The organism is Serratia marcescens subsp. marcescens ATCC 13880 (genome assembly GCF_017299535.1).
Classification (GTDB): domain Bacteria; phylum Pseudomonadota; class Gammaproteobacteria; order Enterobacterales; family Enterobacteriaceae; genus Serratia; species Serratia marcescens.
The window spans coordinates 4,371,368-4,396,496 of record NZ_CP071238.1 but is presented as its reverse complement, the minus strand read 5'-3'; the positions used below and the strand labels follow the sequence as shown (position 1 = coordinate 4,396,496).

At 61.6% G+C, this 25,129-nt stretch carries 21 protein-coding genes; 11 read left to right on the top strand and 10 right to left on the bottom strand.

What is annotated here, in order from left to right:
• Positions 1 to 22: 22 nt before the first annotated feature.
• Together parE and J0F90_RS20935 are read left to right on the top strand one after the other, a co-directional pair.
• The gene (parE, locus tag J0F90_RS20940) at positions 23 to 1,918 is read left to right on the top strand and encodes a DNA topoisomerase IV subunit B (protein WP_025304305.1); all 1,896 of its coding nucleotides are present in this window, start codon (positions 23 to 25) and stop codon (positions 1,916 to 1,918) included.
• A gap of 82 nt (positions 1,919 to 2,000) precedes the next feature.
• Positions 2,001 to 2,897 carry a LysR substrate-binding domain-containing protein gene (locus J0F90_RS20935; protein ID WP_033639368.1) on the top strand — a complete coding sequence of 299 codons (897 nt, stop codon included), beginning with the start codon at positions 2,001 to 2,003 and terminating at the stop codon, positions 2,895 to 2,897.
• A gap of 8 nt (positions 2,898 to 2,905) precedes the next feature.
• Here the strand turns inward: J0F90_RS20935 and J0F90_RS20930 are convergent, their stop codons facing one another.
• Entirely contained in the window at positions 2,906 to 3,214 is a 309-nt protein-coding gene (locus J0F90_RS20930; protein ID WP_004937258.1) for a putative quinol monooxygenase, read from the bottom strand.
• Between the two features lie 33 nt (positions 3,215 to 3,247).
• Positions 3,248 to 3,829: an NAD(P)H-dependent oxidoreductase gene (locus J0F90_RS20925; protein WP_016930136.1), complete on the bottom strand. Its 582-nt coding sequence runs from the start codon at positions 3,827 to 3,829 to the stop codon at positions 3,248 to 3,250.
• 325 nt (positions 3,830 to 4,154) lie between these two features.
• Here J0F90_RS20925 and parC point away from each other — a divergent pair, with 325 nt between their 5' ends.
• The 3 genes from parC (at position 4,155) to ftsP (ending at position 8,957) form a co-directional block, all read left to right on the top strand.
• Positions 4,155 to 6,428 (top strand): DNA topoisomerase IV subunit A, encoded by a 2,274-nt coding sequence (parC, locus tag J0F90_RS20920; RefSeq protein WP_033639369.1) that lies wholly within the window; start codon positions 4,155 to 4,157, stop codon positions 6,426 to 6,428.
• Between the two features lie 246 nt (positions 6,429 to 6,674).
• Positions 6,675 to 7,409, top strand: coding sequence for a 1-acylglycerol-3-phosphate O-acyltransferase (locus J0F90_RS20915; RefSeq protein ID WP_033639371.1), 735 nt, complete (start codon positions 6,675 to 6,677; stop codon positions 7,407 to 7,409).
• A 132-nt stretch (positions 7,410 to 7,541) separates the two neighbouring features.
• Positions 7,542 to 8,957, top strand: coding sequence for a cell division protein FtsP (gene ftsP, locus J0F90_RS20910; RefSeq protein WP_004937270.1), 1,416 nt, complete (start codon positions 7,542 to 7,544; stop codon positions 8,955 to 8,957).
• A 17-nt stretch (positions 8,958 to 8,974) separates the two neighbouring features.
• On the opposite strand, the gene J0F90_RS20905 is transcribed toward ftsP, so the two are convergent.
• Complete coding sequence (locus J0F90_RS20905; protein WP_033639372.1) at positions 8,975 to 9,886, bottom strand: LysR family transcriptional regulator; 912 nt, start codon at positions 9,884 to 9,886, stop codon at positions 8,975 to 8,977.
• A 137-nt stretch (positions 9,887 to 10,023) separates the two neighbouring features.
• Between J0F90_RS20905 and xapA the strand changes: the two genes are divergently transcribed.
• A complete protein-coding gene (gene xapA, locus J0F90_RS20900; RefSeq protein ID WP_033639373.1) occupies positions 10,024 to 10,845 on the top strand; it encodes a xanthosine phosphorylase in 822 nt (273 codons plus the stop codon).
• An 81-nt stretch (positions 10,846 to 10,926) separates the two neighbouring features.
• Complete coding sequence (locus tag J0F90_RS20895) at positions 10,927 to 12,177, top strand: nucleoside permease (protein ID WP_033641351.1); 1,251 nt, start codon at positions 10,927 to 10,929, stop codon at positions 12,175 to 12,177.
• A 33-nt stretch (positions 12,178 to 12,210) separates the two neighbouring features.
• Here the strand turns inward: J0F90_RS20895 and J0F90_RS20890 are convergent, their stop codons facing one another.
• Together J0F90_RS20890 and J0F90_RS20885 are read right to left on the bottom strand one after the other, a co-directional pair.
• Complete coding sequence (locus J0F90_RS20890) at positions 12,211 to 13,143, bottom strand: PfkB family carbohydrate kinase (protein ID WP_033639374.1); 933 nt, start codon at positions 13,141 to 13,143, stop codon at positions 12,211 to 12,213.
• Complete coding sequence (locus J0F90_RS20885) at positions 13,140 to 14,537, bottom strand: purine-cytosine permease family protein (protein WP_004937281.1); 1,398 nt, start codon at positions 14,535 to 14,537, stop codon at positions 13,140 to 13,142. Before J0F90_RS20885 ends, J0F90_RS20890 begins: the two co-directional genes overlap by 4 nt.
• A 658-nt stretch (positions 14,538 to 15,195) precedes the next feature.
• On the opposite strand from J0F90_RS20885, the gene J0F90_RS20880 reads away from it, so the two are divergent.
• The gene (locus J0F90_RS20880; protein ID WP_016930130.1) at positions 15,196 to 15,930 is read left to right on the top strand and encodes a GntR family transcriptional regulator; all 735 of its coding nucleotides are present in this window, start codon (positions 15,196 to 15,198) and stop codon (positions 15,928 to 15,930) included.
• Between the two features lie 80 nt (positions 15,931 to 16,010).
• Positions 16,011 to 18,179 (top strand): YgiQ family radical SAM protein, encoded by a 2,169-nt coding sequence (locus tag J0F90_RS20875; RefSeq protein WP_004937285.1) that lies wholly within the window; start codon positions 16,011 to 16,013, stop codon positions 18,177 to 18,179.
• Between the two features lie 63 nt (positions 18,180 to 18,242).
• On the opposite strand, the gene J0F90_RS20870 is transcribed toward J0F90_RS20875, so the two are convergent.
• From J0F90_RS20870 to yqhD, 3 genes are all read right to left on the bottom strand, one after another.
• The gene (locus tag J0F90_RS20870; protein WP_016930129.1) at positions 18,243 to 18,848 is read right to left on the bottom strand and encodes a transglycosylase SLT domain-containing protein; all 606 of its coding nucleotides are present in this window, start codon (positions 18,846 to 18,848) and stop codon (positions 18,243 to 18,245) included.
• Positions 18,849 to 18,990: 142 nt separating this feature from the next.
• Positions 18,991 to 19,815 (bottom strand): 2,5-didehydrogluconate reductase DkgA, encoded by an 825-nt coding sequence (gene dkgA / locus J0F90_RS20865; RefSeq protein WP_004937289.1) that lies wholly within the window; start codon positions 19,813 to 19,815, stop codon positions 18,991 to 18,993.
• 285 nt (positions 19,816 to 20,100) lie between these two features.
• The gene (gene yqhD / locus J0F90_RS20860) at positions 20,101 to 21,264 is read right to left on the bottom strand and encodes an alcohol dehydrogenase (protein WP_016930127.1); all 1,164 of its coding nucleotides are present in this window, start codon (positions 21,262 to 21,264) and stop codon (positions 20,101 to 20,103) included.
• 226 nt (positions 21,265 to 21,490) lie between these two features.
• Here yqhD and J0F90_RS20855 point away from each other — a divergent pair, with 226 nt between their 5' ends.
• Positions 21,491 to 22,378, top strand: a complete 888-nt coding sequence (locus J0F90_RS20855) for an AraC family transcriptional regulator (RefSeq protein ID WP_156866316.1) — start codon at positions 21,491 to 21,493, stop codon at positions 22,376 to 22,378.
• Between the two features lie 7 nt (positions 22,379 to 22,385).
• Here the strand turns inward: J0F90_RS20855 and J0F90_RS20850 are convergent, their stop codons facing one another.
• Entirely contained in the window at positions 22,386 to 23,414 is a 1,029-nt protein-coding gene (locus J0F90_RS20850) for a zinc-dependent alcohol dehydrogenase family protein (RefSeq protein ID WP_033639376.1), read from the bottom strand.
• Between the two features lie 107 nt (positions 23,415 to 23,521).
• Here J0F90_RS20850 and J0F90_RS20845 point away from each other — a divergent pair, with 107 nt between their 5' ends.
• Entirely contained in the window at positions 23,522 to 24,442 is a 921-nt protein-coding gene (locus J0F90_RS20845; RefSeq protein ID WP_033639377.1) for a LysR family transcriptional regulator, read from the top strand.
• A gap of 10 nt (positions 24,443 to 24,452) precedes the next feature.
• On the opposite strand, the gene J0F90_RS20840 is transcribed toward J0F90_RS20845, so the two are convergent.
• Positions 24,453 to 25,115, bottom strand: a complete 663-nt coding sequence (locus J0F90_RS20840; protein ID WP_004937300.1) for a DedA family protein — start codon at positions 25,113 to 25,115, stop codon at positions 24,453 to 24,455.
• Positions 25,116 to 25,129: the final 14 nt, after the last annotated feature.

Sequence of the window (25,129 nt, the reverse complement as noted above, 5' to 3'; positions counted from 1 at the left end):
AACCACGAAAAAATAATCAACGATGACTCAATCCAGCTATAACGCTGATGCCATTGAAGTACTCAGCGGTCTAGAACCAGTGCGCCGTCGTCCCGGCATGTATACCGACACGACGCGCCCAAACCACCTCGGCCAAGAGGTGATCGATAACAGCGTCGACGAAGCGTTGGCCGGTCACGCCAAGCGCATCGACGTGATCCTGCACGCCGATCAGTCGCTGGAAGTGATCGACGACGGCCGCGGCATGCCGGTGGACATCCACCCGGAAGAGGGCGTGCCGGCGGTTGAGTTGATCCTGTGCCGGCTGCACGCCGGCGGTAAATTCTCGAATAAAAACTACCAGTTCTCCGGCGGCCTGCACGGCGTTGGCATCTCGGTGGTCAACGCCCTGTCGAAGCGGGTGGAAGTCAACGTGCGCCGCGACGGCAACGTCTACGGCATCGCCTTCGAAAACGGCGACAAAGTGCAGGATCTGACGGTGACCGGCACCTGCGGCAAACGCAACACCGGCACCAGCGTGCACTTCTGGCCCGACGAACAGTTCTTCGACAGCCCGCGTTTCTCGGTATCGCGCCTGACTCACCTGCTGAAAGCCAAAGCGGTGCTGTGCCCCGGCGTCGAGATCTATTTCATCGACAAGGTGAACAACACCGAGCAGCGCTGGTGCTACCAGGACGGCCTGACCGACTACCTGATGGAAGCGGTTAACGGCCTGATAACCCTGCCGGAAGCGCCGTTCGTCGGCAATTTCGCCGGTGACACCGAAGCGGTGGACTGGGCGCTGCTGTGGCTGCCGGAAGGCGGCGAGCTGCTGACCGAAAGCTACGTCAACCTGATCCCGACCATGCAGGGCGGCACTCACGTCAACGGCCTGCGTCAGGGGCTGCTGGACGCGATGCGCGAGTTCTGCGAATTCCGCAATATTCTGCCGCGCGGCGTGAAGCTGTCGGCGGAGGATATCTGGGATCGTTGCGCCTACGTGCTGTCGGTGAAGATGCAGGATCCGCAGTTTGCCGGGCAGACCAAAGAGCGTCTCTCCTCGCGTCAGTGCGCGGCCTTCGTTTCCGGCGTGGTGAAAGACGCCTTCAGCCTGTGGCTGAACCAGAACGTTCAGGCGGCGGAACAGCTGGCCGAGCTGGCGATCTCCAGCGCCCAGCGCCGCCTGCGCGCGGCCAAGAAAGTGGTGCGCAAGAAGCTCACCAGCGGGCCGGCGCTGCCGGGCAAGCTGGCGGACTGCACCTCGCAGGATCTGGCCATGACCGAACTGTTCCTGGTGGAAGGGGACTCGGCGGGCGGATCGGCCAAGCAGGCGCGCGATCGCGAGTATCAGGCGATCATGCCGCTGAAGGGCAAAATCCTGAATACCTGGGAAGTGTCCTCGGACGAAGTGCTGGCCTCGCAGGAAGTGCACGACATTTCCGTGGCGATCGGCATCGATCCGGACAGCGAAGATCTCAGCCAATTGCGCTACGGCAAAATCTGCATCCTGGCGGATGCGGACTCCGATGGCTTGCATATCGCCACGCTGCTGTGCGCGCTGTTCGTGCGCCACTTCCGTTCGCTGGTGAAAGGCGGCCACGTCTATGTCGCCATGCCGCCGCTGTACCGCATCGATCTCGGTAAAGAAGTGTTCTACGCGCTGGATGAAGAAGAGAAAGCCGGCGTGCTGGAACAGCTGAAGCGCAAAAAGGGCAAGCCGAACGTGCAGCGCTTTAAAGGGCTGGGCGAGATGAACCCGCTGCAGCTGCGCGAAACCACCCTCGATCCGAACACCCGCCGTCTGGTGCAACTGACGGTGGCGGAGGATGACGTCGATCAGACGCTGGCGGTGATGGACATGCTGTTGGCCAAGAAGCGTTCGGAAGATCGCCGCAACTGGCTGCAAGACAAGGGCGACATGGCCGAATTGGCGGTCTGAGCCTGACCCTGGCCCGGTGAAACGCCGGGCCGGCTTTCCCGCAGGGCGTTCATGCGGCGCCCGATAACCTGGGCCGGAATGCATGAAGATCACGCTCGAAGAATTGCTGGCGTTCACCTCGGTGGTCGACAGCGGTTCCATCACCGCCGCCGCCGATCAGCTCGGCCAGACAACATCCGGCATCAGCCGCGCGCTCAGCCGCCTGGAGAATAAGCTCGATACCACCCTGATGCGCCGCACGACGCGTCGTTTGGAGCTGACCGAAGAGGGGCTGAGCTTCCTGAACCATGCGCGTACGATCATCAGCTCGGTGGAAAATGCCGAAGAGCAAATGGCGGTGCGCCGGCAAATGCCCGCCGGGCGGCTGCGGATCAATGCGGCCGCACCTTTTATGGAGCACGTCATCGTGCCGCTGGTGGCGGGGTTCAGAGAACGTTATCCGCAAATTTCGCTCGAGCTGAACACCGACAACCTGATTATCGATCTGCTGGAAAAACGCACGGATATCGCCATTCGCATCGGTGCGTTGCGTGATTCGACCATTCATGCGCGCGCGCTGGGAGCCAGCAGGCTGCGCATCCTCGCCAGCCCGGCTTATCTGCAGCAGCACGGCACGCCGCAGAGCGTGGAGGAGTTGCATCGGCATTGTCTGCTCGGTTTTACCCAGCCGGAGTCGCTTAACCAGTGGCCGTTGCGCTATCGCCAGGCGCCGCATTTCACCATCACGCCGACGATCTCTGCGTCCAGCGGGGAAACGCTGCGGCAATTGGCGCTGCAGGGCGAGGGGATCGTACAGCTGGCAGACTTTATGACCCGCCGCGATCGGGAAGCCGGCAAGTTGGTGACGTTGCTGGAGCAGGAGACGCTGGACGTGCGCCAGCCGATCAATGCGGTGTATTACCGCAATACGCAATTGGCGGCGCGCATCACCTGTTTTCTTGACTACGTCAGCGCGCACATCGACGCGCAGACGTTATAAGGCGGAGCTTACAGGGCGTTTTCCAGGATGTAGATCTCGGTGTCCAGCACGCTGTCCTTGATGGTCTCGCGGTGTTTGAGCATGTGCTCAATGGCCAGGTGTTTTTCCAGATGCGCCATGCTTTCCCATTTCTCCAGCATGAACACCGAATCCGGCGACCGTTTCTGCCAGGGTGCCTGGGTATTGCTGTCGACCATCGGCGTATATTCGCCGCAGCCGTCTTCCGCCAGCACCAGCGGCACCAGTTTTTCAATGGCTTGCAGTACGGTGGCGCGGTGGCCGGGTTTCACTTTGATTTCTGCGATTACGGTGATCATGTCTGCCTCGTTGATGAGAATGTTCTGCGTCAGTTAAGCAAAAATTTTCGCCAAATGCTCGCGATAACGTGCGATGTCCGCTTCGATATCCGGTTGTTTTATCACGTTATTGCAGATAAAGGTCGGCAGCGCTTCCATTCCCAGGAACTGGTTGGCCTTGTGGAAGTGCAGGTAAACGCCGTCGACGCCGATACCGTGGAAGAACTGATCGGGATCGGTGAAGGCCTCCATCGGGGCGTTCCAGGTCAGGCTCAGCAGGTATTTTTTGCCCTGGATCAGGCCGCCGGAGCCATATTTTTTGCTTTCGTCAGAACGAGAGCGACCGTCGTTGGCATACAGGCTGCCGTGACCGGCGGTGAACACTTCATCGATGTATTTTTTCAGGATCCAAGGTTCGCCCATCCACCAGCCTGGCATCTGATAGATGACCGCGTCGGCCCACAGGTATTTCTGTACTTCGGCTTCGATGTCATAGCCGTCGTCGACCACGGTGACCTGCACATCGTGCTGCAGATCGCGCAGGAAGCCTTCCGCCACGTCGCTCAGGGTTTGGTTGAGTTCGCCGTTGGAATGGCCGAATTGTTTTTTAGCGTTGATAATCAGGATATTGCTCATCTTTCGCGGCTCCCGTCAGAGTTAAGATATGGCATGCTTCCCGCTGAAAAGGCGGAAACCATCTCGCTGGTGACGAGTGTAATCGTGAGTCAGGCAAGTAAAAATGCGATCCAGCGCACAACAGTGTTGACTGCCAGTCAATAAACGGGCCGCCAGACAGCGAAATTTTGCATAAACCGCATCGCGCAACCGGCCGCCGGCGGCGATCCTTGCGCCAACTGTGACAGCTACCCCGCAGATGGGTTACTATCGCGGGCAGAATCGACAAGCGATGCCTTTTGTCGTCCAAGGGATTGCCAAGCCACGGTCTGAGGATAATTGAGTAATGAGTGATCTGACTCATGACGGTGTAGAGCGTTTACCGCTGCACACATTCACTGAAAACGCCTATCTGAACTATTCCATGTACGTCATCATGGATCGGGCGTTGCCGTACATTGGCGACGGTTTGAAGCCGGTACAACGCCGCATCATCTACGCCATGTCTGAACTGGGGCTGACCAACAGCGCCAAATTCAAGAAATCCGCCCGCACCGTGGGCGACGTGCTGGGTAAATACCACCCGCACGGCGACAGTGCGTGTTATGAAGCCATGGTGCTGATGGCGCAGCCGTTCTCGTATCGCTATCCGCTGGTGGACGGCCAGGGGAACTGGGGGGCGCCGGACGATCCCAAGTCGTTCGCGGCGATGCGTTATACCGAATCGCGCCTGTCCAAATACGCCGAGGTCTTGCTGGCCGAACTGGGCCAGGGCACGGTCGACTGGATCCCGAACTTTGACGGCACGCTGCAAGAGCCGAAGATGCTGCCGGCGCGCCTGCCGAACATCCTGCTGAACGGCACCACCGGCATCGCGGTCGGCATGGCGACCGACATTCCGCCTCACAACGTGCGCGAAGTCGCCGCTGCGGCGGTGGCGCTGCTCGACAAGCCGGGCGCCTCGCTCGATGACCTGCTCGAGTTCGTGCAGGGGCCGGACTTCCCGACCGAAGCCGAGATCATTACCCCGCGCGATGAAATTCGCAAAATTTACCAGAGCGGCCGCGGCTCGGTGCGCATGCGCGCCGTGTGGAAGAAAGAGGACGGCAGCGCGGTGATCACCGCCTTGCCGCATCAGGTCTCCGGCGCCAAGGTGCTGGAGCAGATCGCCAGCCAGATGCGCGCCAAGAAGCTGCCGATGGTCGAGGATCTGCGCGATGAATCCGATCACGAGAACCCGACGCGTCTGGTGATCGTGCCGCGTTCCAACCGCATCGATCTGGAGCAGGTGATGAATCACCTGTTCGCCACCACCGATCTGGAGCGCAGCTACCGCATCAACATGAACATGATCGGTCTGGACAACCGCCCGCAGGTCAAAGGGCTGGTGGAGATCCTCACCGAATGGCTGGCCTATCGTCGCGATACGGTGCGTCGCCGCCTGAACTACCGCCTCGAGAAGGTGCTCAAGCGCCTGCATATCCTCGAAGGTTTGCTGGTGGCGTTCCTCAACATCGACGAGGTGATCCACATCATCCGCAGCGAGGATGAGCCGAAGCCGGTGCTGATGCAGCGTTTCGGCATCTCCGATACCCAGGCGGAAGCGATCCTCGAGCTGAAACTGCGTCACCTGGCCAAGCTGGAAGAGGTCAAGATCCGCGGCGAGCAGGACGAACTGGCGAAAGAGCGCGATCAGCTGCAGGCGCTGCTGGCGTCCGAGCGCAAGTTGAATACGCTGATTAAGAAAGAGATCCAGGCCGACGCGCAAACCTACGGCGACGATCGCCGTTCGCCGCTGACCGAGCGCGCGGAAGCCAAGGCGATGAGCGAGCACGACTTCGTGCCGTCCGAGCCGGTGACCATCGTGCTGTCGGAAATGGGCTGGGTGCGCAGCGCCAAGGGCCATGACATCGATCCGGCAGGATTGAGCTACAAGGCCGGCGACAGCTTCCGCGGCGCGGCGCGCGGCAAGAGCAACCAGCCGGTGGTGTTCATCGATTCTACCGGGCGCAGCTATGCGCTCGATCCGATGACGCTGCCTTCGGCGCGCGGGCAGGGCGAACCGTTGACCGGCAAGCTGACGCCGCCGCCGGGCGCCACCATTGAGCAGGTGCTGATGGCGGCCGACGATCAAAAACTGCTGATGGCGTCCGACGCCGGTTACGGTTTCGTTTGCACCTTTAACGATCTGGTGGCGCGCAACCGCGCCGGCAAGGTGATGATCACGCTGCCGGACAACGCCAGAGCGCTGCCGCCGATGGAAATTCACGGCGCAGACGATATGCTGCTGTCGATCACCGCCGCCGGGCGCATGTTGATGTTCCCGGTCGCCGATCTGCCGCAACTGTCGAAGGGCAAGGGCAACAAGATCGTCTCCATTCCGGCGGCGCGGGCCGCAGCCGGTGAAGACAAGCTGGCCTGGCTGTTCGTGCTGCCGCCGCAGGCGTCCGTCACGTTGTATGTCGGCAAACGCAAGCTGACGCTGCGTCCGGAGGATCTTCAGAAGTTCCGCGCGGAGCGCGGCCGCAAGGGCACCCAGCTGCCGCGTGGCCTGCAGCGCATCGATCGCGTCGAAGTGGATGCGCCGGTGCGGGCGTCGGGCGGCGACAGCGAAGAGTAAGCGTTGGCGCCGGCGTTAAAGGGCGGTCGCAGCATGCTGTGGCCGCCTTATTTATTTTTGCTGGCGTTTATTTTCCAAATAGTTAACATTTCTGCGCATAAAATTATTGTGCGTACTGCCGCCTGGCAGGAAAATAGCGAGAAATGCAGGCAACATCGGCGTGCTTACCGCCTGGCCGGCAAATAATGAGTAAAGGAATCTGCGCAGCGAAGTAAACTGCGTTGGCAGTGTGCTAATGAGGTTGTTATGTTATTGATTTTGCGTGCCGTTCTCGCCACTCTTTTCTGTATTCTGGTGTGTATTTTCGGTTCTGTTTATTGCTTGTTCAGCCCGCGCAACCCTCGCCACGTGGCGACCTTCGGCCATCTTTTCGGCCGCCTGTCGACGCTGTTCGGCATCAAGGTTGAAACCCGCGTGCCGGCCGATGCGGCCAACAATGGCAACTGCATCTATATCGCCAACCACCAAAATAACTACGACATGGTGACGGCCTCCAATATCGTGCAGCCGCGCACCGTGACCGTCGGTAAAAAAAGTCTGGTGTGGATCCCGTTTTTCGGCCCGCTGTATTGGCTGACCGGTAATCTGCTGATAGATCGTGATAATCGCGCCAAGGCGCACGGCACCATCGCCCAGGTGGCGGAGCAGTTCAAAAAGAAAGACATTTCGATCTGGATGTTCCCGGAAGGGACCCGCAGCCGCGGTCGCGGGCTGATGCCGTTTAAAACCGGCGCGTTCCACGCGGCCATCGCCGCCGGCGTGCCGATTGTGCCGATCTGTGTATCAACCACCAGCGGTAATATAAATCTTAATCGCTGGAATAACGGTCATGTGATCGTCGAGATGTTGGCACCGGTGGATACCAGTAAATACGGCAAAGAAAACGTGCGTGAGTTGGCGGCCCATTGCCGTGAACTGATGGAGGCGAAAATCACCGAATTGGACGCCGAAGTCGCCCAGCGCAACGCCGCCAAAAAATAAGAGTCTACCGGCTTCAAAGAATAGGGTTTTAATTGGCGTTCAGCGCCGTTAACGCCTGAACGCCTGCTAATCTTGATTGGCGGGCGTTTGGGTTTTGCACACGGTTTAGTTATTGCTTTTCATGGAGAAAATATGTCACTCAGTCGACGTCAGTTTTTACAGGCATCGGGCCTGGCGCTGTGCGCGGGCGCCGTGCCGCTGAGGGCTGAGGCGAGCGGAACGCAGACCCCGTTACCCATTCCCCCGTTGCTGGAGTCTCGCCGCGGTCAGCCGCTGTTCCTGACCTTGCAGCGCGCCCATTGGGCGTTTATGGATAACCGCAAAGCGGCGGTGTGGGGCATCAATGGCATGTACCTGGGGCCGACGGTGCGGGTTTACAGCGGTGACGACGTCAAACTGATCTACAGCAACCGCCTGCAGGAGCCGGTAGCGATGACCGTCAGCGGTCTGCAGGTGCCAGGCACGCTGATGGGCGGCGCGCCGCGCATGATGTCGCCTAACGTCGACTGGTCGCCGGTGCTGCCCATTCGTCAGGCGGCGGCCACCTGCTGGTACCATGCCAACACGCCGAACCGTATGGCGCCGCACGTTTACAACGGGCTGGCCGGGCTGTGGCTGGTGGAAGATGCCGTCAGCAAAGCGCTGCCGCTGCCCAACCACTACGGCGTCGACGATTTCCCGCTGATCATTCAGGACAAACGCTTCGATAACTTCGGCACACCGCAATACGATGCACCGTCGCAGGGCGGTTTCGTCGGCGATACGCTGTTGGTCAACGGCGTGCAAAACCCGTATGTTGACGTGTCGCGCGGTTGGGTGCGTCTGCGCCTGCTTAACGCCTCCAACGCGCGCCGCTATACCCTGCAGCTCAGCGACGGGCGGCCGTTCAACGTGATTGCCAGCGATCAGGGCTTCCTGCCTGCGCCGGTCGCGGTGCAGCAGCTGTCGTTGGCGCCTGGCGAACGCCGGGAAGTGCTGATCGACATGTCGAAGGGCGAAGAGGTGACCATCACCGCCGGTGAAGCGGCGGGCATCATGGATCGCCTGCGCGGCCTGTTCGAGCCGTCGAGCATTCTGGTGTCCACCCAGGTGCTGACGCTGCGCCCGACCGGCCTGCTGCCGCTGGTGACCGACAACCTGCCGATGCGCCTGCTGGCGGATCAGTTGTTGGACGGCAGCGCCAGCCGCACCCGCGATTTCCGCCTGGGCGACGGCGGCGTCGGCATCAACGGCGCGATTTGGGACATGAACCGCATCGACGTACAGGCGCAGCAAGGCACCTGGGAACGTTGGAACATTCATGCGGATACGCCGCAGGCGTTCCATATTCAGGGCGTGCAGTTCCTGATCAAACGCGTCAACGGCGCGCAGCCGATGGCGGAAGATCGCGGCTGGAAGGACACCGTCTGGGTCGATGGCGACGTCGAGCTGCTGGTGTATTTCAACCAACCTACCTCCGAACACTTCCCGTTCCTGTATTACAGCCAGACGCTGGAGATGGCCGATCGCGGCACCGCCGGCCAGCTGATGGTGCAGCCGACGATGTAATCTGCGCTGCGGGCCGCTTACGGCGCCCGCAGCATTTCCAGGAAGGCCTGCACCACCGGCGTGACGCTGTCGGCGCGATACACCGCGTACAGATCCGCCGGCGGTGCCTGTTGCAGCGAGCAAAAGCGTACGCCGGGCCACGGGATGCGGCCGTAGCTGTCCGGCAGCAGCGTGATGCCGCAGCCTTCCGCCACCAGCGCCAGCAGGGTCTGCGGTTCGTTGACCTGATAAGCGACGTCCGGCAAAAATCCCTGCCGCAGACACAGATTGTGCAGATACAGCCCCAGGCTGGCCTCATGCGGCGGCAGCACGATGAAACTGTCGTTCTGCAGCGCCGCCAGCGGGATATTTTCCTGCTGCGCCAGCGGATGATCGAGCGGCAACACCACGGCGATGCTCTCGCTTGCCAACCGTTGGCAGGTTAACCCCGGCAGCGTCTGCTGCTGCGCCTCTCGCCAGACCCCGATGTCGATATGCCGCTTTTGCAGCGCGGCGATTTGCTGGCTGGGCGTCAGCTCGTTCAACGACCAGGTGACGCCGGCGCTCCGCTCGCTGAATCGCCGCAGCGCCGCGATCAGGCCGCCCCAGGCCGAGGTGCCGACCATGCCGACCACCATGTGGCCGCCTTCGCCACGCCCCATCTGTTGCACCTGATGCAATGCGCTGTCGGCCTGATCCAGCAGCCGCTCGACGTTGCGCAGCAGCGTGCGGCCGGCCGGCGTCAGCGTCATGGAGCGGGTGGTGCGTTTGAACAGCACCACCCCGAGCTGACTCTCCAGCTCCTTGATGTGCTTGCTGAGCGGCGGCTGTGACATATTCAGCCGCCGCGCCGCCTGGGTGAAGTTCATCTCTTCCGCCACCACGCGGAAATAGTGCAGCAGGCGGAAGTTAATCCGGCCGGGATCGGGCAGGGCTTGGGGCGGGTTCATCCGGGGTATCGCCTCCTTGTGACGCAGCTCAACTTATAGGTAAATGGAATAAATCGGCCGCCAAGAATGTATTGGTCTCGGCCGCGCCTCGCTCTCTACTATGGGGCTTATTATCCCCCGCTGAAAGAGAGAATACGATGTTTAATCAAGAAGATGCTTTTACCTGCGCCGATGTCGTCCGCGCACGCCTGCCGGGTTTCCAGCCGAAAGCGGCCTTGATTCTCGGCTCCGGGCTTGGCGCCCTGGCGGAGGTGATGACCGAAACCGTCACCCTCGATTACGCGGAGCTGCCGGGCTTTCCGGTGAGCGGCGTCGCCGGCCACGCCGGGCAGCTGGTCGCCGGCAAGCTGGAGGGCGTGCCGGTATTGTGCATGAAAGGGCGCGGTCATTTCTATGAAGGGCGTGGCATGCAGGTGATGACCACCGCGGTGCGCACCTTCAAACTGCTGGGCTGCGAATTCCTGCTGGCGACCAACGCCGCCGGTTCGCTGCGCCGTTCGGTGGCGCCGGGCAGCCTGGTGGCCATTACCGATCACATTAACTTCATGCCGGAATCGCCGCTGGTCGGCGCCAACGACGAGCGCTTCGGGCCGCGCTTCTTCAGCCTGGCGAACGCCTACGATCGCGATCTGCGCGCCGGGCTGGCGGCGGTGGCCGAAAGCGCGGGCATCCCGCTGGCGGAAGGGGTATTCGCCGCCTACACCGGGCCGAATTTCGAAACGCCGGCGGAGATCCGCATGATGCAGACCCTGGGCTGCGACGTGGTGGGCATGTCGATCGTGCCGGAAGTCCTGGCGGCGCGCCACTGCGGTCTCAAGGTGCTGGTGGTGTCCGCGATGACCAACTACGCCGAAGGGCTGTCGGATACGCCTCTTTCTCACGAACAAACGCTCAGCTGCGCGGCGCTGGCGGCGGACGATTTCATGCGCCTGATCCGCGAGCTGTTCAAAACGCTGTAACACCGCAAGCAAACCGGCGGCGGGCTGCAGGGGGCCCGCGGCACCAATCATCGTTGAAAGCATAATAACAAGGTGATGGCGATGGCGATAAAAACACGATTAAAAGTCATGATTTTCCTGCAGTTCTTTATCTGGGGCGCCTGGCTGGTGACGCTGGGCTCCTACATGATCAACACGCTGCATTTCAGCGGCATGCAGGTGGGGATGGTCTACAGCGCCAAAGGCATCGCCGCGCTGATCATGCCGGGGCTGGCGGGCATCATCGCCGATCGGTGGATGAAGGCCAACTATCTGTATGCGCTGTGCCACCTGCTCGGGGCGCTGGCGCTGTACTGCGCGGCGCAGGTCGAGCAACCGATGCTGATGTTCTGGGTGATGCTGTTCAATGCCATGGTCTATATGCCGACCATCGCGCTCTCCAACGCCATTTCCTATTTTTGCCTGGAGAAGCACGGCTTTGACACGGTGAGGGATTTTCCGCCGGTGCGGGTGTACGGCACCGTGGGGTTCATTCTGGCGATGTGGTTGGTCGGCTTCAGCCGCATCGAGCTCAGCAATCTGCAGCTGTATCTGGCTTCTGCGGCGTCGCTGCTGCTGTCCGCCTATTCGCTGACGCTGCCGCGTTGCCCGACCAACCGCGCGGCCGAGTCGAAAAGCTGGGTGAGCGTGCTGGGGTTGGATGCGCTGGTGTTGTTCCGCCAGAGGCGCATGGCGCTGTTTTTCCTGTTCGCCATGTTGCTTGGTGCGGCGCTGCAGATAACCAATACCTTCGGCAACCCGTTCCTGCACGATCTGTCGCTCAATCCGCTGTATCAGGACAGCCTCAGCGTCCGGTATCCGGCGGTGCTGCTGTCGCTGTCGCAGATCTCCGAAGTGTTCTTTATCCTCACCATTCCCTTCTTCCTGCGCCGTTACGGCATCAAGCAGGTGATGCTGATCAGCATGGCGGCCTGGACGCTGCGCTTTCTGTTCCTGGCTTACGGCACGCCGGTCGGCTTTGGTTTCGTGCTGCTGTTGCTGTCGATGATTGTCTACGGCTGCGCCTTCGACTTCTTCAATATCTCCGGCGCCATCTTCGTCGAGAAAGAGGCCGATCACCGCATCCGCGCCAGCGCGCAGGGGCTGTTCATGACCATGGTCAACGGTTTGGGCGCCTATCTGGGGGCGCTCGCCAGCGGCGAGGTGGTGGACTTCTTCAGCCATGACGGCGTGAAAGACTGGCAGAGCATCTGGCTGGTGTTTGCGCTATATACGCTGGTGCTGGGGATCGTGTTCGCGTTGAGCTTCAACTACCGCCACCTGCCGCAGGAGAGCGCGGTGGCGGCGCAGTAAGGCAGGGGGCGCAGCTGGCTGCGCCCTGAAACGTCAGGCCTGCGGGAAGCGCTGCTGCAGGTGCTGCCAGTCCGGCGGATTGGCGGCGCCGAGGCTGGCCACCACGCAAGCGGCGACCCGGTTGGCCAGATCGACGGCCCGCGGCAGTGGCCAGCCGGCAGACAGGCCCGCCAGCAAACCGGCGCAGTGGGCATCGCCCGCGCCGATGGTGTCAACGACCTCTACCGGATAGGCCGGAACGTGCAGCGGCGGCGTGCGGCCGTCGCAGATCCACGCGCCGTCGCGATCCAGGCGACAGATCAGCGTCAGATTACGGGCGGCGGCATAGCGCTGTGCGGCCTCCACGGCGTCGCCGACGCCGCACAGCGTGGCCACTTCGTCGCGGTTGAGCGTCAGCAGAGTGTGGCTGTCGCTGAGCATGGCGAAGAAATCTTCGCTGAGCTGGGCGATGCGCGGGCCGGGATCGATCAGGCGCGGTTGGTCGAACGGCATGCGCGTCAGCCACTCGCGCAGCGCTTCGCCGTTTTCGCCCGCCAGCTCGTAGCCGCTGGCGTAGATCAGAGTGTGTTCCGTCAGCGGCAGGGTCGCCAGCTGCGCTTTATTCCATTGGCTTTCGCAACCGGACACCGTGATAAAGGTGCGTTCGCCGTCGGGCTCCACCAGCGCCAGGCACCAGCCGTTGTCCATCTGGCCGTGGCGCAACAGCACCTCCAGCCCCAGTTCGCCCATGGCGGCTTCGATCGCCGCGCCCCACTCGCCGTTGCCGACCGGCATGCCGTTGATCACCGGCGCTTCAAGGCGCGTCAGCGCGCGCGCCACGTTGAACGCGCAACCGCCGATTTGCCGCGCCTGCGGCAGGGCTTCGATATCTTCACCGCGGGTTGGCAGGCGCGGCAGCGTCATCACCAGATCGCCGACCGCGCCCCCAATCACCAGGACAGGTGTTACAGCTTCCCACTCATTCATTGATGTTCTCTGCGTTGGGTCAGGTACAGACCGTAAGCGATCAGACTCACCGCAAACGACACAAACAGCCCCAGGCTGGAGTCGGCGAACAAGCCTTTGGCCAGCGGGCCGTCGATAAAACCGGTTTTGGTGACCAGCAGGCCGCACAGGGCGCCGAGGAACCAGCAAAACAGCGGGGCTTTGCGCACGCCGCGGTTCTGGCCATGCAGGCCGTACAAAGCGTTGCCATCATACCCGTGGCGGCGGCGCAGGCACAGGTAATCGAGCAGGAAAATCGCCTCCCAGGCCGCCAGAAACACCCCGCAGAATACCAGGAAGGAGATGAACGGCCCCATGAAATCGCCGGAGATGAACAGCACATACAGGGCGATGCCCAGCACCACCACGGCGTCGATCGATACCGCCAGCCATTGTTTGACCTGCACGCCGATGGTCAGCAGGTTAAGGCTGGCGGAATACAGGCTGAGCACCGCGATGGTGACGATGCCGGCGGTGGCGGCCAGCAGATAAGGGATGGCCATCCAGGCGGGCAGCACCGAGCCTATCAGCGCGATGGGGTTGGCGGCGCTGGCCAGATCGGGGAGCTGCACGGAAAGCAGAATACCGGCCAGCATCAGCAGCATCAGCGGCAAACAGGCACCGCCCATCACCGCGGCGAAAATGCCTTTGCTCGACGAGCTCGGGCTTTGATAGCGGCTGTAATCGGCGCCGGCGATTGCCCAACTGATGCCGGTGCCGGCGGCGATCACCGATACCGCCGGCAGGAAACCGGTCAACCAACTGCCGGAAGGCAGCGCCAGCACCTGGCTCCACTCAGTGTTGAACAGGATATAGAGCACCACGATCAGCGTCATGGTGCCGAAGATGCGGCTGAACCAGCTCTGCATCCAGACTACGGTATTTTGCCCCAGCAGGCTGACGACGACAGTGAGTCCGCCGAACAGCAGCAGGCTGAGCGCGGTCAGCAGGTGGCTGGTTCCCAGTCCGAAGGCCTCGAACAGCGCCGCCAGCGTCAGGGTGCCGGTGATCACGTTGACCGCTTCCCAGCCCATCAGGTTGATCCAACTGAACAGGGTGGGCGCCACGTTGCCCTTCAGCCCGAAAATCACCCGCGAGAGCGTCAGCGTAGAGGTGCGCCCGCGCTTGCCGGCGAAGCTGGTGAGGCCGACCAGCACGAAGCTGGCGACGCCGACCAGCGCGGCGAGTACCGATTGCAGAAAGGATAAGCCGAAGCCGACGATGATGGCGCCGTACACCACGCCGAGAATACCGATATTGGCCGCCGACCAGATCCAAAACAGCTCGATGGGCTTACCGGTCTGTTCCGCGTCCGGCACCCGGTCGATACCGGTGCTTTCTACCTTCCATGCTTCATTGCGATTGATATCGGTCATAGCAAATGATCCCTGTTGCGCAGGGCCGCGAGGGCCGCCGCAGTTGACTGAAAATCGATTCCGTTGGCGCGGTTGAGGCCGGCTATCCCGCTGTCGGTGAAGACGCCGATTCCGCGCAGTGTGTAGCGGCTGATGCCGCCGGGTCTGTCAAAATGAGGGCGGTATCCGCCTTATCGGGTGAGGCACGTCGGCCGCACGGCGCCAATGAGTGTAGTCAAAGAGTGGGGCTGCAGCGGGGTTTGGCGAAGCGGGAACGTTTCTATTTGCCGACATCGATCCGCTTCGCCCTCCGCGATGGGATCCTGTGATGCGGCGATGAGCCGTGAGCAGGCTATCCATTAGCTCCGTTGCTTATTATCGGCCGTTTGCGCCGGCAGTATAGGCCCGCTGCCGGCCATCAAGGGTATCCTTTAGGGCTGGCAGCGGGTTTTTTATTGTTTTTAAAGTGGGTCCCTGGTGTTGGTGCTTATTGATGTATCAACATCAATAAGCACAGATTACGCGCGATCTAGATCCAATGAAAGTCCATTAGGCAAAAATTGTGATGCCACTCTGAAAGCATTAGCGATATTTTAGTTAAAGTGAGGTGCCTATCGCCGGACAGGCGATAGGATAACAATGAGACTCAGACGAATGGCATAAGCAAGAGGGCGGGCGAATGACGGATTTTATGGCCTGGCTGCGTGGCCATCTGGCGCAGGGGGCGGTAGCGCCGCGTTATATTCAGCTGGCGGCGGCGATAGAAACCGCGATCAGGCAGCAGGTGTTGGCGGCGGAGGCATTTCTGCCGCCGGAACGGCAGATGGCGGAGGGGCTGGCGCTGTCGCGCGTCACCGTCAGCAAGGCAATGAAGCTGCTGGAGGATAAAGGGCTGATTTCACGGCAGCAGGGGGTCGGCACCCGCGTGGCGATGCGCATTGGTTATTCCCTCGATAAGGACAGCGGTTTCACCGCTCAGGCGCTGCGTCACGGCAGCCGCGTCAGCAATCGATGGCTGCTGCGCACCCGAGTCGGCGCGCCGGCCAAGGCCGCGGCGGCGCTGGGGCTGGCGGAGGGGGATGAAGTGATCAAACTGCGGCGGTTACGCTTGCTGAACGGCAGCCCGGTCTCGCTGGAAACCACCTATATACCACCGCGCTTCTTGCCCGAACCGGCGCAGTTGGAGCATTCACTGTATGCACTATGGCAATCGCGCGGCATCGTGCCTGAAGATAAACACTTTCTGTTGAAGGCGGTGTCCTGCAGCGACGAGGTCGCCGAACTGCTCAACGTGCCGTGCGGCGCGCCGTTGTTGCACATCATCCAAACCAGCCGCAACGCTCAGGGTGAGGCGCTGGAGTTCAGCGATATCTTGTGCCGCAGCGACGTTTATGAATTCGAAGTGAACGGTTAGCGAAATAACCATGCTCTTTTTGCTGCTAGTGCGTATAATCGCCGCCCGGCGATTAATTAACCTGTAAAAAGAGCAGCAGAATGAGCACCACCAGCCTGATCCAACCCGATCGTGAACTGTTTTCCTATAAGCCCTATTGGGCCGAATGTTTTGGCACCGCGCCGTTTTTACCGATGTCGCGGGCAGAGATGGATCAACTGGGCTGGGACAGCTGCGACGTGATCATCATCAGCGGCGACGCCTACGTCGATCACCCAAGCTTTGGCATGGCGATCATCGGCCGCATGCTGGAAGCGCAGGGCTTTCGCGTCGGCATCATCGCGCAGCCGGACTGGAGCAATAAAGAAGACTTCATGCGGCTGGGGAAACCGAACCTGTTCTTCGGCATCACCGCCGGCAACATGGACTCGATGATCAACCGCTACACCGCCGATCGCAAACTGCGCCACGACGATGCCTATACCGCCGGCAACGTCGGCGGCAAGCGGCCGGATCGCGCCACCCTGGTCTACAGCCAGCGCTGCAAAGAAGCCTATAAAGACGTGCCGATCGTGTTGGGCGGCATCGAAGCCAGCCTGCGCCGCATCGCCCACTACGATTACTGGTCGGATACCGTGCGCCGCTCGGTGCTGGTGGACTCCAAAGCCGACATGCTGATCTACGGCAACGGCGAGCGTCCGTTGGTGGAAGTGGCGCACCGTCTGGCCGCCGGTGAGAAGATCGGCGATATCCACGATATTCGCAATACCGCGGTGATGCGCAAAGAAGCGCTGCCGGGCTGGAGCGGCGTGGATTCCACCCGCCTCGACAAGCCGGGCCGCATCGAACCTATTCCGAACCCGTATGGCGAGGATCTGCCGTGCGCCGACGGCGCCAAGCCGAAAGAGCCGGAAGCCAAGCCTGTCACCGTGCGCGCCGCCAAACCGAAGCCGTGGGAGAAGACCTACGTGCTGCTGCCGTCCTTCGAGAAAGTGAAGGGCGACAAGGTGCTGTATGCGCACACCTCGCGCATTTTGCACCATGAAACCAACCCAGGCTGCGCCCGCGCGCTGATGCAAAAACACGGCGATCGCTACGTGTGGATCAACCCGCCGGCGATCCCGCTGACCACGCCGGAGATGGACAGCGTCTTCGCTCTGCCTTATCAACGCGTACCGCACCCGTCCTACGGTCAGGATCGCATTCCGGCCTATGACATGATCCGTTTCTCGGTGAACATCATGCGCGGCTGCTACGGCGGCTGTTCGTTCTGTTCGATCACCGAGCATGAAGGGCGCATCATCCAGAGCCGTTCGGAAGATTCGATCGTTCGCGAAATCGAAGAGATCCGTGACAAGGTGCCGGGCTTTACCGGTGTGATCTCCGATCTGGGCGGCCCGACCGCCAACATGTATATGCTGCGCTGCACCAACCCGCGCGCTGAGCAGACCTGCCGCCGCGCCTCGTGCGTGTATCCGGAGATCTGCACTTACATGGATACCAACCACGAGCCGACCATCAAGCTTTACCGCCGCGCGCGTTCTCTGGAGGGCATCAAGAAGATCCTGATCGCTTCCGGGGTACGTTACGATCTGGCGGTGGAAGATCCGCGCTATATCAAGGAACTGGCGACCCACCACGTCGGCGGCTACCTGAAGATCGCGCCGGAGCACACCGAAGAAGGCCCGTTGTCGAAGATGATGAAACCGGGCATGGGCAGTTACGATCGCTTCAAGCAGCTGTTTGATCACTATTCGAAGCTGGCGGGCAAAGAGCAGTACCTGATCCCATACTTTATCTCGTCGCACCCGGGCACCCGCGATGAAGACATGGTGAACCTGGCGCTGTGGCTGAAGAAGAACCGTTTCCGCCTCGATCAGGTGCAGAACTTCTATCCTTCGCCGATGGCCAACTCCACCACCATGTATTACAGCGGCAAAAACCCGCTGAGCAAGGTGGGGTACAAGAGCGAAGACGTGGTGGTGCCGCGCGGCGATCGCCAGCGCCGCCTGCATAAGGCGCTGCTGCGTTACCACGATCCGGCCAACTGGGCGCTGATCCGCGCCGCGCTGGAAGAGATGGGCCTGAAGCACCTGATCGGCAGCCGCCGCGATTGTCTGGTGCCAGCGCCGAGCATCGACGAACAGCGCGAAGCGAAACGGCTGCAGCGCCATACCCGGCCGGCGCTGACCAAACATACCGATATCAATCGGCAGCGCACGCCGTCCAACCGGCCGCCGCGCAAACCGATTCGCAAAGCCAAGCCGTAACGGCCGCACCGCATGCGTAAACAAAAAGGAGAACCCCCGGGTTCTCCTTTTCACTGTTGAGCGTCACAGCTGCTCGTACGCGGCTTCCACTTTCATCAAATGGCGCGGCGCCTGCGGCGCGGGATGGTATTTGCGCACGTGCCAGTTAAAGGCCTCCGGCGACAGGTTGTTAATCATCGCGATGGCCTGCTGACGGTTGCTGGAGAAGGTGCGCAGCAGTGCCCCGGTGCCGTTGACGTAGGCGATGATGGTGGCGTAGCGCAGCGTGACGGGATTGGCTATCCCTTTAAGCTGTTGTTTTTGCAAGGTGGCCAGATAGGCGGCGCCGAGATCGATATTGGTGTCGGGATCCCGCAGATCGTCATCGTCCGGGCAACCGCGTTTGCCTTTGTAGCGATAGGCGTCGCAGCCGGCGGTATCGGCTTTCAGCTGCATCAGGCCGATCGCATTGGATCTGCTCACTGCGGCGGGGTTGAAACCGGACTCCACCTGGATCATGGCGGTGATCAGCTTGGCGTCTACGCCGTATTCGCTGGCGGCGTCTTTGATGGCGCTATCGAAGGCGTGGCGATCGTAGCTGACGCGCTGTTTCTTGCCGGCGCAACCCGCCAGCACCAGCATGACGCAAAGCATGCCCAGCCGTGACCCGTGTGAGAAAGAGAATTTCATGGTGCTCCGTGCTTGTCTGTTTTTTAACGGCGTTAACCGGCGGGCGGAGCCTCCGGCGTCGTCATCATAACGTCAGGCGGCGCAAAGGAGCAATGTGCGGGAAGGAAAAGCCCCCTCCGGCCGGAGAGGGCTTGGGGGGAGATTACAGGGTATCCGGATCCGGCCCGAGGCGGTTGCCGACATCCAGCTTGGCGATCTCGCCCAGTTCATCTTTATCGAGTTTGAAATCAAACACCTCGAAGTTTTCGCGAATCCGCGACGGCGTGACCGATTTCGGGATGACGATAAGACCGCTGTCCAGGTGCCAGCGCACCACAATCTGCGCCGGGGTTTTCTCGTATTTTTCGGCCAGCGCCTTGATTAGCGGCTGGTCGAACACGCCTTCACCGCCTTGCGCCAGCGGGCTCCAGGATTCGGTGGCGATATGGTGCGTGGCGTTCCAGGCGCGCAGCTGGCGCTGTTGCAGCAGCGGGTGCAGCTCGATCTGGTTGACGACCGGCGCCACGTTGGTTTCATCCAACAGACGCTGCAGGTGCGGCGTATGGAAGTTGCATACGCCGATGCTTTTCACCAGGCCTTGTTCGCGCAGCTTGATCAGTTCGCGCCAGGCGGAGACGTATTGATCCTGCTGCGGGCGCGGCCAGTGGATCAGATACAGATCCACATAGTCCAGCTTGAGCTTTTCCAGACTGGTTTCCAGCGCCGCCAGCGGATCGCCCTGATCGTCGTTCCACAGCTTGGTGGTGATGAACAGGTCGCTGCGCGGCAGCGAGCTGGACTGCAGCGCGGCGCCGACGCCTTCCTCGTTCTTGTAAATCGCGGCGGTGTCGATGGAGCGGTAACCGATCTCCAGCGCTTTGCTCACCGCGCGGGTGGTCTCTTCAATACTCGCCTGCCAAACGCCGAGACCCAACTGCGGCATCAGATTACCATCGTGGAGTTTGATGATGGGTTGTTGCGTTGTCATGCGCATCTCCTTGTGTACGGATTGCGGCGCCTGCGGCGCCGAAACGGCTATAGATAAATTCTAGTTGGCAAAATGGGCGGTTGCCGGGTTTGCCAGCCTAATTTCAGCGGTGGCGGGAGGGCCATTTTCTCCCCGCTCTCCCTGCGAATGAGCGGTAAGACGAGTGGTGCGAAACGATCGGCGGCGCTGAAGCGCCCGACTGCGCCCGGTGATCGGCCGGGCGCAGGATGCGGCGAAAAATGGCTGGCGGAGACTAAAGCCTAGCAAAAAATCGCCGTTTTGCGATTAACGCGCCGCTTCATAAATGCGGCGGCTGACGTCCAGGGTGATGTCCTGATGCTCGCCCAGGGCGGTCATGCCGTGCTGATGGAGCTTGTCGAGCAGCGCCGGAATGCTGCTGCCGTCGAGCTGATAATCCGCCATGCGGGTCGGCACGCCCATCTGTTCGAAGAAGGCGCGGGTGGCGGCGATGGCGCCGTCGATCCGGCTGTCTTCGCTGCCTTCGCGCAGGCCCCAGACGCGTTCAGCGTACTGCAGCAGTTTTTCGCGCTTCTGCGCTTTCTTCTCGTGCAGCAGCGCCGGCAGCACGATGGCCAGCGTTTGCGCGTGGTCGAGATCGTGCATGGCGGTCAGCTCGTGGCCCAGCATGTGGGTCGCCCAGTCCTGCGGCACGCCGGCGCCGATCAGGCCGTTCAGCGCCATGGTGGCGCTCCACATCACGTTGGCGCGCACCGCATAGTTCTCCGGCTCGGCCAGCGCGCGCGGGCCGTCTTCCAGCAGGGTCAACAGCAGGCCTTCGGCGAAGCGATCCTGCACCTTGGCGTCGACCGGGTAGGTCAGATACTGCTCCAGGGTGTGCACGAAGGCGTCGACCACGCCGTTGGCGATCTGGCGGGGCGGCAGCGAGTAGGTCACCACCGGATCCAGTACGGCGAAGCGCGGCTGCACCAGCGGAGAGAAGAAGTGCTGCTTGTCGCCGCTGCTTTTGCGGGTGATCACCGCGCCGCTGTTGGACTCGGAGCCGGTGGCCGGCAGCGTCAGCACGCAGCCCATCGGCACCGCGTCGGCGATGTGGCTGCCGACGGTCTGCAGAATGTGCCAGGCGTCGTTGCTGGCCGTATAACGGGCGGCGGCGGCGATGAACTTGGTGCCGTCAACCACCGAACCGCCGCCGACCGCCAGCAGGAAATCGATGTTTTCCGCTTTCACCACCTCGACCGCTTTCATCAGCGTTTCGTAGGTCGGGTTAGGCTCGATGCCGGAAAACTCCCGCACGTCGCGGCCGGCCAGCGCACTATGCACCTGATCCAGCACGCCGTTTTTCTTTACGCTGCCGCCACCGTAGGTGATCAGGATGCGCGCGTCCGCCGGGATTTGGCCGGCCACGTCGGCAATTTGGTCCTTGCCGAACAGGATTTTGGTTGGGGTATGCAGAATGAAGTTGTGCATGGTTGATTTCTCTCTTTCTGTCAGGCGGGCGCCAAAGTGGCGCAAAAGTATCTGGCCCGTATTGTCAGGAACCGGGCGGCAACGCACAATGCACATTCCTGTTTGGTTCTTGCCTATTTCTACAACTGGCTGTAGAAATGGCGAGTTTTAAATTATGATTTATGCCGAATCGTTCTGACTGTAAGAGGGTGTTTCCGTGATTGAAATCGATGCGCTGCGCAGCCGCATGGCGCGCCAGGCGATGGCTATCGCCAGCGGCAACGGCTACACGCCGTCGCCGGTGCCGCGGGTGAAGATTTTGTATGTCGATCGCCACAGCCCGCGTCAGCCGGTGATGTATGAACCGGGGATCGTCATTGTTTTTCAGGGGCACAAGGTCGGCTATTGCGGCAATAAGAAGTTCCAATACGATCCGCGCAACTACCTGCTGATGACGGTGCCGCTGCCGTTTGAATGCGAAACCTTCGCCAGCCCGGAACTGCCGCTGGTTGGGTTGGCGGTCAATATCGATACCCAAATGCTGCAGGACTTGCTGATCGACATCGGCGATGACGACTACCTGATGCAACCGCGCGCGGAGAGCAACGGGGTGAACCTGGCGGAAATGACGGAAGAGTTGCTGTGCGCCACCGAGCGTCTGCTCGACGTGATGGCCAATCCGCTCGACGCCCGGGTGCTTGGGCCGCAGATCGTACGGGAGATTCTCTATTATGTGCTGCGCGGCGCCTGCGGCGCGTCGCTGCAGGAGTTGGTCAATCGGCATACCCACTTCAGCCAGATCGCCAAGGCGCTGCGGCGTATCGAACATCAGTATGCCGACAGCATCAACGTCGAGCAGTTGGCCAGCGAGGTCAACATGAGCGTCTCGGCGTTCCACCACAACTTCAAGGCGGTGACCAACACCTCGCCGCTGCAGTACGTGAAGTCGTACCGGCTGCATAAGGCGCGCCTGTTGATGGTTCATGACGGTCTGAAGGCCAGCACGGCGGCGATCCGCGTCGGCTACGAAAGCGCGTCGCAGTTCAGCCGCGAGTTCAAACGGCTGTTCGGCATGACGCCGAGCGATGAAGTCGCCCGGCTGCGCGAGGCCAACCCGCTGTTGCTGGAGGGCTGAGCCGCGTTTATGGGGTTAAGACGATCTTGCCGAATGGCCCGCGATCGAGGTGATCCAGCGCCTGCGGCAGCTGATCGAAGCGGTATACCTGGTCGATCACCGGCTGCAGGTTGACGGCGTCCACGGCGCGCACCAGGTCTTCCAGCGCGCGGCGGTGGCCGACGCCGATGCCCTGAATCACTGCGGATTTTAATAGCAGCGGGCCGGCGGGGGCGGAAATTTCGTTGCCTTCCAGGATGCCTATTACCGAGATGCGTCCTCCCACCGCCACGGCGCGCACCGAGTTGCCGAGGTTGGTGCCGCCCACGGTATCCACCACATGGTCGATGCCGCGATCCTGGGTCAGCTGATAGACCTTCTCCACCCAGTCGCCATGCAGGCGATTGATGCCGCGGTCGGCGCCCAGCGCCTTGGCGCGCGCCAATTTTTCGTCGCTGCCGGAAGTGACGTACACCTCGGCGCCGTGCGCTTTGGCGATCTGCAGCGCGAACAGCGCCACGCCGCCGGTGCCTTGCACCAATACCGAGTCGCCGGCGCGCAGTCTGCCTTGCTCCACCAGTGCGAACCAGGCGGTCAGCCCGGCGCACGGCAAGGTGCTGGCCTGAACATCGTCCAGCGACGCCGGCGCCGCCACCAGCCAATCTTCATGCACTATCACGTATTCCGCCAGCACGCCCTGATAAAAACCGCCGAGGGTGTGATAAGGCACCCGGCGCGCATCGCCGTAGGGTTTTTGCTCGCCGTCGAGCCAACCGGGGCTGAAGGTGGAAATGACGCGCGCGCCGGGCTGAAAGCGGCTGACGCCGGGGCCGATGGCATCGACCTCGCCGGCCATGTCCGAGGCGGGCGTGAACGGCTGCGGCAGCGTGAGCCCCATGCCGCTTTCTATCATCAGTTTGTCACGGTAATTGAGTGAGATAGCCTTCACTTTCACTCTGATCTCGCGCGGCCCCGGCTGCGGGATCGCGTCGGTGGTCAGCTGCAGGTGCTCACGCCCCAGGGCGCTCATCGTCCAGCGTTGCATTGTATTGGTCATGATGTTCTCCAAAGTCTGCGATTAACGACCTGTCGATAATATCGTTGATGAAGGTTCGCCAGTGGCGATAAGATTTCCGCAGATTGTTTCTTTCAGGGCGACAAATCATGAGCGATCGGTTGAGCGGCATTTCGGTATTCGTTACCGCCGTGGAGGCGGGCAGTTTTGCGTTGGCGGCCAGTCGGCTGCATCTTTCGCGTTCGGCGGTCGGCAAAACCATCGCCCGGCTGGAACAGCGGCTGGGGGTGCGGCTGTTTCATCGCACCACGCGCAGCCAGAGCCTGACCGACGACGGTGCGCTGTTTTATGAGCGCTGCCTGCGGGCGCTGGAGGAGATCCGTGGCGCGGAAACGCTGCTGGAGTCGGGGAAACGACAGGTCAGCGGCCGGCTGCGGGTGTCGATGCCGGTGCTGTTTGGCCGCATGTGCATTGCGCCGCTGCTGACCGAACTGACGCGCGAGCATCCTGGGTTGGAGCTGGAGCTGTCGTTCAGCGATCGGGTGGTGGACCTGATTGAGGACGGCTTCGATATGGCGATTCGCAACGGTACGCTGGCCAACAGCAGCGGCTTGGTGGCGCGCCGCATCGGCGATCACCGCATGGCGCTGTGCGCCTCGCCGGCCTATCTGCAGCGGTGCGGCGAACCGCACAGCATCGAGCAACTGGCGCAGCATGAGGCGGTGACCTATATGCGCGCCGGCGCGCGGCGCAGCTGGTTGGTATTGGATAGCGACGGCAAGCCGCAGGACGTGATGCCGAATAACCGGCTGCAAATGGACGACCTGCAGGCGATTGCGGATGCGGCGACGGCGGGTTTCGGCATTGCCTGGCTGCCGTGCTGGCTGGTGCGTGAGCAGTTGTTGAGCGGGGCGCTGGTGCGCTTGCTGCGCGATCGGCCGGGCGCCGCCTTTGAAGCGCATGCGGTGTGGCCGCACACGCCTCACCTGCCGCTGAAGGTGCGGCTGGCGGTGGATACGCTGGTGAACAAACTGCCTGCCAGTCTGGCGTTGGTCGAGAAGGCGCTGTAGCGCGCCCAGTTCAGGAAGAGGCGGCGCGTTTTTTACGCCAGATCACCAGCATGGCGCCCAGCAGGCCGACGAACAGCAGCAGCAGCGGCAGCAGCATCAGGCCGGTCATCACCTGGCTTTCATAGCGTTTCACCAGAGGGATTTGGCTGAACGCGTAGCCGAGGCCGACCAGCGCGCAGACCCAGATCGCCGCGCTCAGCCAGTTGAACACCTGGAAGCGCGAGCTGTTGAGCCCGGAAATGCCGGCCATGGTCGGCAGCAGGGTGCGTACGAAACCGAGGAAGCGGCCGATCAGCAGCGCCGTCAGCCCGTGGCGGTTGAACAGGTTGTGCGCGCGCTGGTGGTACTGTGCCGGCAGTTGCAGCAGCCAGCTCTTCACCAGGCCGGTGTGGCCCAGCCAGCGGCCCTGGATATAGCTCAGCCAGCAGCCGAGCCCGGCGGCGGCGGTCAGTATCAGCAGAGTGGGGGCAAAGCCCATCACGCCTTTGGCGATCAGCGCGCCCGACAGCAGCAGCAGGCTGTCACCGGGAAGGAAGGAGGCGGGCAGCAGTCCGTTTTCCAAAAACAGAGTGGTGAAAAGTACGGCGTAAACCACCCAAATTACGCTTGGATCGGCGAGGGCGATGAAGTCCTGCTGCCAAAGCGCATGAATAATCTCTCGTAATACATCCATTTTATGTCCTGTTG

Excerpts from the sequence above, each read along its gene's own strand:
- parE (WP_025304305.1), top strand. The coding sequence starts at position 23 with ATGACTCAATCCAGCTATAACGCTGATGCCATTGAAGTACTCAGCGGT.
- J0F90_RS20935 (WP_033639368.1), top strand. The coding sequence starts at position 2,001 with ATGAAGATCACGCTCGAAGAATTGCTGGCGTTCACCTCGGTGGTCGAC.
- J0F90_RS20930 (WP_004937258.1), bottom strand. The coding sequence starts at position 3,214 with ATGATCACCGTAATCGCAGAAATCAAAGTGAAACCCGGCCACCGCGCC.
- J0F90_RS20925 (WP_016930136.1), bottom strand. The coding sequence starts at position 3,829 with ATGAGCAATATCCTGATTATCAACGCTAAAAAACAATTCGGCCATTCC.
- parC (WP_033639369.1), top strand. The coding sequence starts at position 4,155 with ATGAGTGATCTGACTCATGACGGTGTAGAGCGTTTACCGCTGCACACA.
- J0F90_RS20915 (WP_033639371.1), top strand. The coding sequence starts at position 6,675 with ATGTTATTGATTTTGCGTGCCGTTCTCGCCACTCTTTTCTGTATTCTG.
- ftsP (WP_004937270.1), top strand. The coding sequence starts at position 7,542 with ATGTCACTCAGTCGACGTCAGTTTTTACAGGCATCGGGCCTGGCGCTG.
- J0F90_RS20905 (WP_033639372.1), bottom strand. The coding sequence starts at position 9,886 with ATGAACCCGCCCCAAGCCCTGCCCGATCCCGGCCGGATTAACTTCCGC.
- xapA (WP_033639373.1), top strand. The coding sequence starts at position 10,024 with ATGTTTAATCAAGAAGATGCTTTTACCTGCGCCGATGTCGTCCGCGCA.
- J0F90_RS20895 (WP_033641351.1), top strand. The coding sequence starts at position 10,927 with ATGGCGATAAAAACACGATTAAAAGTCATGATTTTCCTGCAGTTCTTT.
- J0F90_RS20890 (WP_033639374.1), bottom strand. The coding sequence starts at position 13,143 with ATGAATGAGTGGGAAGCTGTAACACCTGTCCTGGTGATTGGGGGCGCG.
- J0F90_RS20885 (WP_004937281.1), bottom strand. The coding sequence starts at position 14,537 with ATGACCGATATCAATCGCAATGAAGCATGGAAGGTAGAAAGCACCGGT.
- J0F90_RS20880 (WP_016930130.1), top strand. The coding sequence starts at position 15,196 with ATGACGGATTTTATGGCCTGGCTGCGTGGCCATCTGGCGCAGGGGGCG.
- J0F90_RS20875 (WP_004937285.1), top strand. The coding sequence starts at position 16,011 with ATGAGCACCACCAGCCTGATCCAACCCGATCGTGAACTGTTTTCCTAT.
- J0F90_RS20870 (WP_016930129.1), bottom strand. The coding sequence starts at position 18,848 with ATGAAATTCTCTTTCTCACACGGGTCACGGCTGGGCATGCTTTGCGTC.
- dkgA (WP_004937289.1), bottom strand. The coding sequence starts at position 19,815 with ATGACAACGCAACAACCCATCATCAAACTCCACGATGGTAATCTGATG.
- yqhD (WP_016930127.1), bottom strand. The coding sequence starts at position 21,264 with ATGCACAACTTCATTCTGCATACCCCAACCAAAATCCTGTTCGGCAAG.
- J0F90_RS20855 (WP_156866316.1), top strand. The coding sequence starts at position 21,491 with ATGGCGCGCCAGGCGATGGCTATCGCCAGCGGCAACGGCTACACGCCG.
- J0F90_RS20850 (WP_033639376.1), bottom strand. The coding sequence starts at position 23,414 with ATGACCAATACAATGCAACGCTGGACGATGAGCGCCCTGGGGCGTGAG.
- J0F90_RS20845 (WP_033639377.1), top strand. The coding sequence starts at position 23,522 with ATGAGCGATCGGTTGAGCGGCATTTCGGTATTCGTTACCGCCGTGGAG.
- J0F90_RS20840 (WP_004937300.1), bottom strand. The coding sequence starts at position 25,115 with ATGGATGTATTACGAGAGATTATTCATGCGCTTTGGCAGCAGGACTTC.